The 12,544-nt window shown below is 42.5% G+C and carries 11 protein-coding genes and 1 other annotated feature; all 11 genes read right to left on the bottom strand.

Going from position 1 to position 12,544, the window contains the following annotated elements:
* Positions 1-11: 11 nt before the first annotated feature.
* On the bottom strand, positions 12-1,283 hold the full coding sequence (locus tag RBB56_RS17990) for an amidohydrolase (RefSeq protein WP_306720317.1): 1,272 nt from the start codon (positions 1,281-1,283) through the stop codon (positions 12-14).
* A 31-nt stretch (positions 1,284-1,314) separates the two neighbouring features.
* Positions 1,315-1,734 carry a cytidine deaminase gene (locus RBB56_RS17985; protein WP_306722213.1) on the bottom strand — a complete coding sequence of 140 codons (420 nt, stop codon included), beginning with the start codon at positions 1,732-1,734 and terminating at the stop codon, positions 1,315-1,317.
* A gap of 17 nt (positions 1,735-1,751) precedes the next feature.
* Positions 1,752-2,576, bottom strand: coding sequence for a purine-nucleoside phosphorylase (locus RBB56_RS17980; protein ID WP_306720316.1), 825 nt, complete (start codon positions 2,574-2,576; stop codon positions 1,752-1,754).
* A 175-nt stretch (positions 2,577-2,751) separates the two neighbouring features.
* On the bottom strand, positions 2,752-4,233 hold the full coding sequence (spoIVA, locus tag RBB56_RS17975; RefSeq protein ID WP_306720315.1) for a stage IV sporulation protein A: 1,482 nt from the start codon (positions 4,231-4,233) through the stop codon (positions 2,752-2,754).
* 70 nt (positions 4,234-4,303) lie between these two features.
* Positions 4,304-5,524, bottom strand: coding sequence for a tyrosine--tRNA ligase (gene tyrS / locus RBB56_RS17970; protein WP_306720314.1), 1,221 nt, complete (start codon positions 5,522-5,524; stop codon positions 4,304-4,306).
* A 160-nt stretch (positions 5,525-5,684) separates the two neighbouring features.
* Positions 5,685-5,953: a binding site (T-box leader), on the bottom strand.
* A 54-nt stretch (positions 5,954-6,007) separates the two neighbouring features.
* Positions 6,008-7,210 carry a VWA containing CoxE family protein gene (locus tag RBB56_RS17965; protein WP_306720313.1) on the bottom strand — a complete coding sequence of 401 codons (1,203 nt, stop codon included), beginning with the start codon at positions 7,208-7,210 and terminating at the stop codon, positions 6,008-6,010.
* A gap of 31 nt (positions 7,211-7,241) precedes the next feature.
* Entirely contained in the window at positions 7,242-8,063 is an 822-nt protein-coding gene (locus RBB56_RS17960) for an AAA family ATPase (RefSeq protein ID WP_306720312.1), read from the bottom strand.
* A 3-nt stretch (positions 8,064-8,066) separates the two neighbouring features.
* The gene (locus RBB56_RS17955) at positions 8,067-9,080 is read right to left on the bottom strand and encodes an NAD(P)H-dependent glycerol-3-phosphate dehydrogenase (protein WP_306720311.1); all 1,014 of its coding nucleotides are present in this window, start codon (positions 9,078-9,080) and stop codon (positions 8,067-8,069) included.
* 72 nt (positions 9,081-9,152) lie between these two features.
* Positions 9,153-9,803 carry a glycerol-3-phosphate 1-O-acyltransferase PlsY gene (gene plsY / locus RBB56_RS17950; protein ID WP_306720310.1) on the bottom strand — a complete coding sequence of 217 codons (651 nt, stop codon included), beginning with the start codon at positions 9,801-9,803 and terminating at the stop codon, positions 9,153-9,155.
* Between the two features lies 1 nt (position 9,804).
* Positions 9,805-11,142, bottom strand: coding sequence for a ribosome biogenesis GTPase Der (gene der, locus RBB56_RS17945; protein ID WP_306720309.1), 1,338 nt, complete (start codon positions 11,140-11,142; stop codon positions 9,805-9,807).
* Between the two features lie 12 nt (positions 11,143-11,154).
* On the bottom strand, positions 11,155-12,483 hold the full coding sequence (locus tag RBB56_RS17940; RefSeq protein WP_306720308.1) for a DUF512 domain-containing protein: 1,329 nt from the start codon (positions 12,481-12,483) through the stop codon (positions 11,155-11,157).
* Positions 12,484-12,544 lie beyond the last annotated feature (61 nt).

Genomic DNA, 12,544 nt, shown 5'->3' with positions numbered 1-12,544 from the left:
TTTCACATCTACTATTTAAGGCGGTTAATTATTTCATTAGCCTTTTCATAGATATCATGTGCTTCTTCCCCCACATAAAACTTTCCATCGCGATAAAGAATACGACCGTTAATCATCGTCATCTTCACATTCTGCTTACTTCCGCTATACACGATATTCTTGGCAATATTATTAATCGGCTGCATATTAGGTTGCTGCAAATCGATCATAATAAGATCGGCCAGTTTCCCCGGTGCCAGTACATCCGCATCTTCAAGACACATCGCCCTTGCTCCGTTTACTGTGGCCATTTTCAGAACTTCCATCGCATCTACCGCTGAAGCATCTTTTTCTCTTAACTTAGCAAGTCCGGTAACCAGGAACATCTCGCGAAACATATCCAGAGAATTGTTGCTTGCCGGACCATCTGTCCCAATCGCCACATTGAGCCCTGCTTTTAAGAAATCTTGAATCGGTGCGATACCGCTTGCAAGCTTCGTATTCGAACCGGGATTGGTAACTACATGGATATTCTTCTTCTTGAAAAGGGCGATTTCTTCTTCTGTCAAATACACACCATGATAAATGCCGCCACCATATTCAAACATTCCGAGAGAATCGAGGAAGATTCCGGGCGTCATACCATAACGTTCTACGCATCCTTCCACTTCCTCTTTCGTCTCCGAAAGATGTACATAGACGGGGGCTTTCAATCGATGCGCTAAAGAAGCAATTTGCGCCATTAACTCTTTCGAAGAAGTATACTCCGCATGAAAACCGGGAAGAAAGCTAATGAGAGATTCTTTTTCATTAAATTTTTCATACCATGACTCCATCTGTTCTACCGACTGACTAAAATTATTAACTGCTCCGGTCAACACGCAGCGCATTCCGGTGTCCGAACAAGCGCTCGCTATGGATTCCGGCGTCAAATACATATCGAAGATGGAGGTAACTCCGCTTGTCAGATATTCCAGCACCGCCAGCTTCGTCAAATAGTAAATATCTTCCTGATTCATTTTAGCTTCTACCGGAAACACTTGACCATGCAGCCACTCATGCAATGGAAGGTCATCCGCATAAGAACGAAGAAGTGTCATCCCCGAATGCGTATGCGCATTTTTAAAGCCCGGCATTAAAAGGTTCCTCTCACAATCGATCTCCATATCCCATACAGGTACTTCTTCTTCCTTGCCGGCACCTACATAAGTAATTCTATCCTGCTGTACCCATATCTCACCTTCGAAGATCGGTACAGTTTCCTCCATCGTTAATATTCTCGCATTCCATAAACGAATATTCATAGCGGCAGGTTCTCCTTCCCATTTCCCTTTATCAAGCCAGATTAGCCGGTCCAAAACTCTCCGGCAGCATTTCCTTTAGGGATTTCATATAATAGTCCTCTGTCGTTCTCGCAACGATAATATCGAAATCCGGTCCGCAAAACTCAGCCATCACTTGACGGCATACACCACAAGGAGCAGCATACCCGCTTACTTCCTCTCCTTGTAACGATCCGACAATTGCAATTGCAGCAAACTCCTTCACACCTTCGCTCACCGCCTTAAAAAAGGCTGTCCGCTCCGCGCAGTTGGTAGGGCCGTAGGCAGCATTTTCAATATTGCAACCCGAATAAACATCCCCTTCCTTCGTAAGAAGAGCTGCCCCTACCGCAAAATGAGAATATGGCACATAGGAAAACTCCCTGGCCTTAAGAGCTTTGGCGATTAATTGCTTTATCTTATTTTGTTCTATCACTTTTTTATACCTCGTTAGAATTTCTTTACTGCTTCGGATACGAGCTTCGTGAAAAATGGTGCCGCCTGATCCGCTGCTTCCTGTACTTCTTCGTGAGTCAAGGGATTCTCCGTCATTCCTGCAGCCAGGTTGCATACACAGGAAATGCCGCAAATTCTCATTCCCATATGATTTGCTACAATTGCTTCCACTACGGTACTCATACCTACCGCATCCGCACCCAAAGTACGAATCATGCGGATTTCCGCCGGCGACTCGAAGGAGGGACCTGTTAACTGTAAGTATACCCCTTCTTTCATCGGAATGTGGTTTTCTTTCGCCGTCTCCCTTAAAATATCCTGTAACTCCTTATCATATACAGTACTCATATCCGGAAAACGAGTTCCCAGCTCGTCCATATTCGCCCCAATAAGCGGATTCGGAGCAAAGCAAGAAATCTGGTCGGTAATCATCATTAAATCTCCTGCCTTGAACTCATTATTCACACCGCCGGAAGCATTCGTTAAGAACAAAGTATCAGCACCCATCAACTTCATCAGACGAATCGGAAGCACTACATCTGAAATCGGATATCCTTCATAAAAATGTACTCTTCCCTTCATACATACTACAGGCACATTCCCTACATGGCCGAAAATGAACTTGCCGGCATGTCCCGGAACCGTAGATACAGGAAAGCCTTCGATTTCACTGTAGGAAAGCTCCGCTTCTACCTCGATCGTGTTAGCAAAATCTCCGAGACCTGAGCCGAGCACAATAGCCACCTTCGGCTTAAAATCTATTTTCTCCTTAATACTTTCCAAGCATTTTTGTAATTTTTCATAATTCGCATTCATCATATATACCTCCCAATTTTCACGATCCATACGATCCACGCAGTAAATGCGCAGATCTGCTGAATAGTTACTAAACTATCAATAAAGTAAATATAACACGAGTTCATAATTTTGTACACATTTCATCCCAAAAAAAGTAACTGCCCAGCTCGAAAAGCCAAACAGTCACCTCCCTAATTTATATAATGATGCAAACCATTCCACCGTTGCTGTCATTGACAATTTTCTGCATTGTCTCCTGCAGCTTCACTTGGCTCTCGTCTCCTATCATTGCAATTTTTCCCATAATTCCGTCATTTACAAGTTGTTCCACCGTTTTGCCGAAAATATTGGTTTCCCACATACCTTCTTCGCCCGTTCCCGCTTCGGAAATATAACGAATTAAATCCTGTGCCTGTTCTTCCGTTCCTACGATCGGCGAAATCTCTGTCTCTATATTCGCCCGTATCATATGAATACTCGGGCTTTCTGCCCTAATCTTAACCCCGAACTTATTACCATGGCGAATCATCTCCGGTTTATCCAAGGTAATTTCATCCCTCTCCGGCGTTACCACACCATATCCTTTGCCCCGTACAGAATCTACCGCATGAAGAACCTTTACATATTCCGTTCTCATCTTAGCCATCTGCTGAAGTACCGATAGCAATTGATATTCGCTAGTGATATTTTCTCCGATTAAATCACTTAACATTTCATAGTAGTAGGAATCGTCCACTTCCATGGATACCGTTACACATCCATTAGCCATATTGATTCCATCCACTTTACATTTACGGATATAATCGCTCTCCATTGGGATGCCATTTGCCGCCACATCCTTAACACAGCCGATCTGCCCCATTAATTCTTTAATCTTTCCTATAATATCAGCTTTCATCCGATGGGTATTCGGAAGCATCTCCACCCATTTAGGCATATAGAATTCAACCATAGTGAGAGGGAATTCATATAAAATCTTTTCCATAATGGCATTGATATCTTCTTTTTTTAACTGTTCGCAGTTAACCGGCATGGTGCTCACTTGATATTTCCTGCCGATCTCTTCTGAAAGCCTTATAGCACTCTCTGAATATGGCTTTTCTGTATTCACGAGCACAATAAAAGGCTTATGTATTTTCTTAAGTTCTTCAATGGTACGTTCTTCTGCCGCAAGATAGCTATCCCTCGGAATCTCTCCAAAGCTTCCGTCACAAGTAATCACGATACCGATTGTAGAGTGATCATTGATTACCTTTTTCGTTCCTATCTCTGCCGCCTGAGTGAAGGGAATCTCCTGTGATGACCAAGGGGTCTTCACCATTCTTTCCACATCTTCTTCCATGTGTCCGCTGGCACCTTCCACCATATAACCAACACAGTCAATCAAGCGGACATTAACATTAATATCCTCTCCTAATGTAATCTTAGCAGCTTCTTTCGGGATGAACTTCGGCTCTGTTGTCGTAATCGTTTTCCCGCCCGAGCTCTGCGGAAGCTCATCCTGAGCGCGCATTCTTTCATGCTCTTGCGTCATATAGGGAAGTACCATTACATCCATAAAACGTTTGATGAAAGTGGATTTTCCAGTTCTTACCGGACCTACCACCCCTATGTAGATTTCTCCTCCAGTACGTAATTGTATATCTTTGTATAAGTTATGTGTATGTGAAGCGTCCATAAAAAAAGTTTCCCCTTCCATATTTGCTGTTACAATATATGCAAGGGGAAAAAACATTATTCTATTAATTTTAGCAAGTAATTCTCTTAAAGTTTTTCTTACCGCGCTTTAATACGATACCATCTCCGGCAAGCTGCTCTTTCTCAAATACCGCTTTAATATCTGCAACCTTCTCTCCATCCGCAGTCACGCCGCCCTGTTCTACTGCACGGCGTCCCTCGGAACGAGAAGCTACAAGTCCGGAAGCAACTAACATCGATAAAATATCTATCTTGTTTTCTTCAAAATCTTCCTCTTTCAGAACAACTGTAGGCATCTGTGCCGCGTTGCCGTCTGTAAATAAAGCACGTGCACTTTCCAGTGATTTATTCGCTTCCTCTTCTCCATGAATCATCTTTGTCAATTCAAAAGCAAGAATCTCTTTCGCCTTATTTAACTGGCTTCCTTCCCATTGATCCATCTGTTCGATTTCCTCAAGAGGCAGGAAGGTAAGCATACGAATACATTTCAATACATCCGCATCCGCTATATTTCTCCAATACTGGAAGAATTCAAAAGGAGTAGTCTTATTCGGATCGAGCCATACCGCACCCTTTTGTGTTTTGCCCATCTTATTTCCTTCCGAGTTAAGAAGCAGAGTAATTGTCATAGCATATGCATTCTTACCTAACTTCCGGCGGATAAGTTCCGTTCCTCCCAGCATATTGCTCCACTGGTCATCCCCTCCGAACTGCATATTGCAGCCGTACTTTTGGTATAACACGTAGAAGTCATAGCTTTGCATAATCATGTAGTTGAATTCCAGGAAGCTAAGTCCCTTCTCCATGCGCTGCTTGTAGCATTCCGCCGTAAGCATACGATTTACACTGAAATGAGAACCCACTTCGCGGAGCATCTCGATGTAATTCAGATCCATTAACCAGTCCGCATTGTTCACCATAAGGGCTTTCCCTTCGGAGAAATCAATAAATTTACTCATTTGTTCCTTGAAACAATCGCAGTTATGCTGAATAATCTCAGGCGTCATCATCGTACGCATATCGCTTCTCCCCGAAGGGTCTCCGATCATACCCGTCCCTCCGCCAAGAAGAGCTATTGGCTTATTTCCTGCCATCTGTAATCTCTTCATAAGACAAAGTGCCATGAAGTGTCCTACATGAAGGCTGTCAGCCGTCGGATCGAATCCGATATAAAAAGTTGCCTTTCCATTATTAATTAATTCCTTAATCTCCTCTTCATCGGTAAGCTGAGCCAGAAGCCCTCTCGCCTTTAATTCATCAAAAATAGTCATTTTTCTTCTCCTTTTTTAAAATAAAGAATGTGCCCGCAGATTCTTCGCGCGCCAGCAGTGCCGTTTACGGCTATTTTCTCCTTTGCCAACTGCGCATCCATTATTATGTAATAGGAAACTTTTTCTATTACATAAAAAACCGCCCTACTATGAAAACTCATAATAGGACGGAAATAATCCGCGGTACCACCTAATTTCACAAATGACTCACATCATCTGCCTTCGCAAGTACGGCCACTGTCAAGCGGCGATACTCCTCCTCCATAACGCGGGGAAACACGTCATAGCCTACCAAAAATCTCTAGAAAACTTTCTTCTGCTATGAAGCTCCCAGATGTATTCATAAGCAAATTCCCTTGCACCTCTCATCGACCGGTTACTTTCTGTAAGTTATCCTTGCTCACTACTTATTCTGTTCATCGCTTTTATCTCTTAAATTACCTGCATTGTACCTCACTTCTTTTTTCTTGTCAATAGCAGTTTTCATTTATTGACCATCAGACATGTCATCGCCTGATTCAATCCGTCTACCGTAAGCTTATACATAGGGAGCAGATTTTTAATCGCCGTCTCCGCTTCTCTCCAAGGTGCGTGTCCGTATGCCATCTTAGGATTCATCCAGACAATCTTTTTATAATTCTTCTTCATAAGAAGCAGCCAATCCATTCCCGAAAGACCTCCGTTAGGCCCCCTGTAATTACCCGTATCGGAATATAATTCCTCAGGTGCCATCGCTGCATCGCCTACAATAATCACTTTATAATCGCTGTCCAGATTCCGGAACATCCATTCCGTATCAATCCAGTCCCCATTCTCACATTCCGGTGTTCTATATAGCTTACTGTAAATACAGTTGTGAAAATAATAAGTTTTCACATCCTTATAATGATTGGATTTATGAACCGATTGAAATAATTCATTCAATAATTTAGTATAAGGAATCATCGTTCCTCCGGAATCCATCAATAGCAAAAGCTTCACCGAATTCTTCCTCGGTTTCTCCATTACTATCTGCAGGCAGCCGCCATTATTGCAAGTCTTATCGATGGTGCCGTCAATATCGAGCTCCGTTTTCGGGATATCCAGCTTGGTGGAGAATTGGCGAAGTCTTCGAAGGGCCAGTTGAAACTGCCTGTTATCGATAATTTTATCATCGCGAAAATCTCTGTACTTCCTGGCTCCGATTACCTGAAAAGCCGATTGATAGCCGGTAGTTCCTCCGACGCGAATTCCTCCGATATTGCCTCCCGTATTGCCAAAAGAAGTTTTCCCCATAGTGCCGATCCAATAACTGCCGCCGTTATGCTCGCTGTCTTGATCCTTAAGGCGCTGCTTGAACTTCTCTTCTACGTCGTCTTTATCGATTTGTAAGTCTTCTGACTGATTCATCTGATGACGTTCTTCTTCGTGAAACAGTTCATTCATATCGGATTTATCCAGCCATCTAAGCATATTAGCAGTTATTTCATTATCCGACGTAATCCCTTTAAAGCATTCCTCAAATGCCAAATCGAACTTATCGTATTCGGTTTCACTTTTCACCAATATCATTCGGGCAACGTAATAGAATTCGGTCAAGCTGCTGTTACACAGCCCTTTATCCAAGGCTTCCTGCAACGTCAACCATTCGCTTAAGGTAACTTTAAGTCCTTTCGCCTTTAATATATCAAAGAATTCGACAAACATATCAGTCCCTCATGTATCCTTTATACTCTCATTAATTCACACGTTCCTTAACAGTAACAAGATCCTCATCCTTCTTTACGATCACACCGAGAAACGGAAGTTTATTTCGTAAGGTATCCAAAGGAATACCTCCGATACGCAATGCATTGATCCAATCGATTAACTCCGAGGTACTCGGTTTTTTACGGACATCCCTAATGGAGCGAACCCAATAGAATACTTCCATCGCATTTTTTAACAGGTTATCTTCGATATCCGGGAAATGTGTTTTTACGATTTCTTCCATTAACTCTTCATCCGGGAAATCGATATAGTGAAAGATACATCTTCTTAAAAAGGCATCCGGCAATTCCTTCTCCGCGTTGGACGTAACAATAACAATTGGCCGTTGTTTCGCTTTCACCGTTCTCTTCGTCTCATGGATATAGAATTCCATTTGATCCAATTCCCATAACAAATCATTAGGAAACTCCAGATCCGCCTTATCGATTTCATCGATTAATAGAACAACTTGTTCTTCGCTATCGAAGGCTTCTCCTAACTTACCGAGCTTGATATAACGGGAAATATCATCTACCCCTTCTTCCCCGAATTGTCCATCATAAAGGCGCTGAATCGTATCGTATACATATAAACCATCCTGTGCCTTTGTCGTAGACTTAATATTCCATATAATTAATTTCTTCCCAAGCGACTTCGCAACCGCCTCTGCGAGCATCGTCTTACCGGTTCCGGGCTCTCCTTTAATTAACAGTGGCTTTTGCAGCGCTACCGCTACATTTACGCTCGCCATCAATTGTTCGGAAGCTACATATTCCGAAGTGCCGGCAAATCCTTTGTTCTGTCCGCTCATATGCTACGCCCACCCTTCCAGCGAAGAGTTTTCCAGCTTCTTATCTCTTATCATCAGCTCTTTTACTGCAGCATCCGCCGGCTTTCCTTCAAATAATACCTGATTGACCTGTTCGATAATCGGAAGCTGTACATCGTACTTCTTCGCAAGACTTATAGCCGCTTTTGCAGAATACACGCCTTCAACGACCATCTTCACTTCCTTCATAGCCTCTTCCATCGTATATCCTTTTCCAATCAAAATACCGGCTCTTCTATTTCTCGAATGCATGGATGCACAAGTAACAATCAAATCGCCGATTCCTGTCAGACCGCTGAAAGTCTCAAAGCGGCCGCCCATAGCAATACCAAGTCTGGAGATTTCTGTAATTCCTCTCGTAATAAGAGCCGCCTTCGTATTATCTCCATATCCAAGTCCATCTGCAATACCTGCTGCAAGAGCCACTACATTCTTTAACGCAGCTCCAAGCTCAATGCCGAGTACATCCGGACTAATATATACACGGAACACCTCATTCATAAATAGGTTCTGTAAATATTCCGCTGTTTCCTTCTTATGAGAGCCAACAACAATCGTGGTAGGGATTCCCTTGCCGACCTCCTCTGCATGAGAGGGACCGGAAAGTACGCAGACACAAGCCTGCGGAATCTCTTCTTCGATAATCTGGGATAAGGTAAGAAGGGTATCCTCTTCGATCCCTTTTGCTACATTGACGATAATCTGCCCTTCTTCCACATATTCTTTTAACATGTGTGAGGTGCTTCTCGTATAAGGCGAAGGTACCGCAAGAACGAGTACATCTTTCCCTTTTACCGCCTCTGCAAGATCTGTGGTAAATATCATATCCTCCGGCAGTTTCACACCCGGGAGCTTATCCTTATGTTCTCTTTCCCTATTCAGCATCTCAACTTCTGATTCCACAATCGACCATACAGTAACCTTATGTCCGTTTTTATGAAGCAATGCTGCTAAAGCCGTTCCCCAACTTCCGGCACCAATAATACTTACATTCGCCATTTCTTTACCTCCAAACATTATTTTTTTGTAACTGTTCAGTATCCTCACAGTTACATTTTTTCAATATTTCTGCTATGACTTCACCTTTTTAAACAGATAGGTTTTTCTTTCTTCCCCTTTGAGCAGACGCACGATATTCTCTCTGTGCTTATAGTATGCCATTGCTGTCAAAAATAAAGCAATCGCATACATTTCCAGAAGCAGCGACTGGCTCATCTCACCGAATAATCCGAGCTGTCCCGATACTACAATCTGAGTCATAAATGCCGCATAAACAAGCAAAGATCCCAAGGATACATAATGGGTCAGCAAAAAGGCACCGAAGAACATAACAACACCTACCACTAAAAAGTTGGGATGAAAGGATAAAATTAAGCCTGCTGTAGCCGCAATGCCCTTACCCCCTTTAAAATTCAAGTAAAAAGGAAAGTTATGTCCAAGTATAGCTCCTGCTGCCGCATACATTTTAAGAAGATAAGTCATATCCGGATAAGCCTTCTCAAATAAAAGGGTGCAAATCATTACAGCAACAATACACTTCAATACATCGCCGGCAAAAACAATCAAACCTGCCTTCGTTCCAAGTACCCTTAGTGTATTGGTCGTTCCCGCATTCCCGCTGCCATGCTGTCTGATATCGATTCCCTTTAACTTACCGTAAATATAAGCTGTTTGAAATAGCCCCAGCGCATATCCGATTGCCAAACATATAATACGTTCCACTTTATTCTTTTTCCTTTCTTTCCCGAATAATAAACTTTAAGGGAGTGCCTTTAAAGCCAAATGCTTCCCTTATTTTATTCTCAATATAACGCGTATAGGAAAAATGCATCAATTCCTTATCATTTACAAAGATCACGAAAGTAGGAGGCTTTACCGATACCTGGGTAATATAATACAAGCGCAAGCGCTTTCCTTTATCCGATGGCGGCTGTTGCAATGCCACGGCTTCCGACATAATTTCGTTCAATACACCAGTAGATACACGAAGAGAATGATTTTCATTCACAATATCTATCATCTCATATAGTTTAGGAAGTCTCTGCCCTGTTACCGCTGAAATAAAGATAATTTCTGCATACGGGATAAAGGACAAGACCTCTCTTACCTTATTGGAGAATTTATTGACTGTCTTATTATCCTTCTCAATCACATCCCATTTGTTTACAGCGATGATAATTGCTTTTCCCCTCTCGTGGGCAATACCTACAATCTTCGCATCCTGCTCTGTAACGCCTTCCTCTGCATCGATAACAAGTACGGCAATATCCGCACGTTCTACCGCGCTGACCGTACGAACGATCATGTAACGTTCCAATTCTTCTTTTATTTTGTTTTTTCTTCGAAGTCCTGCAGTATCGATAAAAACATAATCTTTGCCGTTATATCGAATATCTGTATCGATGGCATCCCGTGTCGTTCCTGCGATATCCGACACAATTAGACGGTTCTCGCCTATTAGTCTATTAATAATAGAAGATTTTCCCACATTAGGCTTTCCGATAATTGCTATCTTAATACGTTCATCCTCTTCTTCCTCCGACGCTGTCTTGTCGAAATAAGAAGTTACTACATCGAGCATATCGCCGATTCCTGTACGATTTGCCGCAGAAATAGGATGGGGATCGCCGATTCCCAAATTATAGAACTCGTATACATCTGCCATATACTTATTCACATGATCTACTTTATTCACGACAAGAATTACCGGCTTCTGAGAACGACGCAACATATCCGCCACCTTAGAATCCGCATCTACAAGTCCTTGTCTTACATCCACCATAAAAAGGATCACATCGGCAGTATCGATAGCGATCTGCGCCTGCTCTCTCATTTGGGATAAAATAATGTCCTTACTGTCCGGCTCAATACCGCCTGTATCGATCAAAGTAAATGACATGTCCAGCCATGACACATCTGCATATATTCTGTCCCGGGTAATGCCCGGTGTATCTTTTACAATTGATATCATCTCTCCTGCCAATGCATTAAACAGCGTAGACTTTCCTACATTCGGCCGTCCTACCACCGCTACGATCGGTTTGGTTTTTCTCTTTCCCATTCTTACTCCGTTCTAACTCACTTTAATTATAGTATCTATTAAATCGCGTCCGCTTGATTTTACAATATCTACCTTTACTTGTAAAGCCTTTTCCAAGTCCGCCACCGTCATATCATCTAAAAATACAGTTTCACCGCTCCGCAAAACATTCTGTGGCAAAAGCAGTCTCTCCCCCAGTTCCTTCCCTGCTAATTGCCGGCTAATATCCTGCCCCGTCAAAAGGCCGGAAACGGTTATTCTTTCTCCAAAGAACTCATTTGTAATCGGATATACGTTAGCCGTCAGATTGGGATAAAGATCGACTACTGCTGCTGCCATTTCCTTAATGTAAGGATATGCCAAAAGCCCTGTAGCTAATGATATTTTTTGCTTCTTATCTCTGTTTATTCCTTTGCGTCTCTCTTCATCCAGCGCTTCATAGAATTCTGTCAAAAGAAGCCGCAGCATTCCCACACCATTTTCCAGTTGCAGATAACCATCATAACATGGTACTTGCGGCAAATCCTCCTCTGCCAGAATGTACCATTCATCGCTGGCATGAATGAAGTGAAAGCCATACTCGGGATATATTTTATCCTGCCATTTACGCACCAGTTCAATTACTTCCCGCGCATCCTCTTTTGTGAACGGTTCCAAGGGGAATAGTCCATCTCTGAATTTGGAAAGTCCAACCGGTACAATGGATACACTTTCCAAATAAGGCAGATACTTCGTCAAGTCAGAAATGCTTCTCTCCAGCTCCTGCCTGTCATTCACCCCTTTACACAGAACGATTTGACCATTCATCGTAATCCCTGCTTCATAGAGAATATCCACCTTCTTAAGCGCTTCTCCCGCAAAACGATTATGGAGCATCTTGCATCGAAGCTCCGGATTCGTCGTCTGGAAGGAGATATTGATCGGTGACAGGTGATATTTGATAATTCTATCTATATCGTGCTCCGACATATTCGTCAATGTCACATAATTACCTTGTAAAAAAGAAAGCCGGGAATCATCATCTTTGAAATATAAGGTCTCTCTCATTCCTTCGGGCATCTGATCGATAAAACAGAAGATACACTTATTGGTACAAGACCGGTAATCATCCATCAATCCATTCTCGAATTCAACGCCAAGTTCTTCTTCATATTCCTTATCGATTTCAAGCAGCCATTCCTCTCCGCTTAACTTCTTCACAAGCACTTCGATATACTCATCCTGGATGAGATATTGATAATCGAAGATATCCGTAATCTTCTCTCCATTTATTTCAAGCAACTCGTCCCCCGGCTCTATCTCCAATTCCTGTGCAATACTTCCTGCAAGAACGCTCTTTACTATATGTTTATTTTCTTTCATCCTCTCTACTCCTTCGATGGCTGAATAGCAACCTTTATCTTTTATTCTACTAGAATTTCCT

Origin of the sequence: Kineothrix sp. MB12-C1, assembly GCF_030863805.1 — a bacterium.
GTDB lineage: Bacteria > Bacillota > Clostridia > Lachnospirales > Lachnospiraceae > Kineothrix.
The sequence above is the reverse complement of the archived record's forward strand: the minus strand, read 5'-3'. Positions and strand labels throughout refer to the sequence as shown.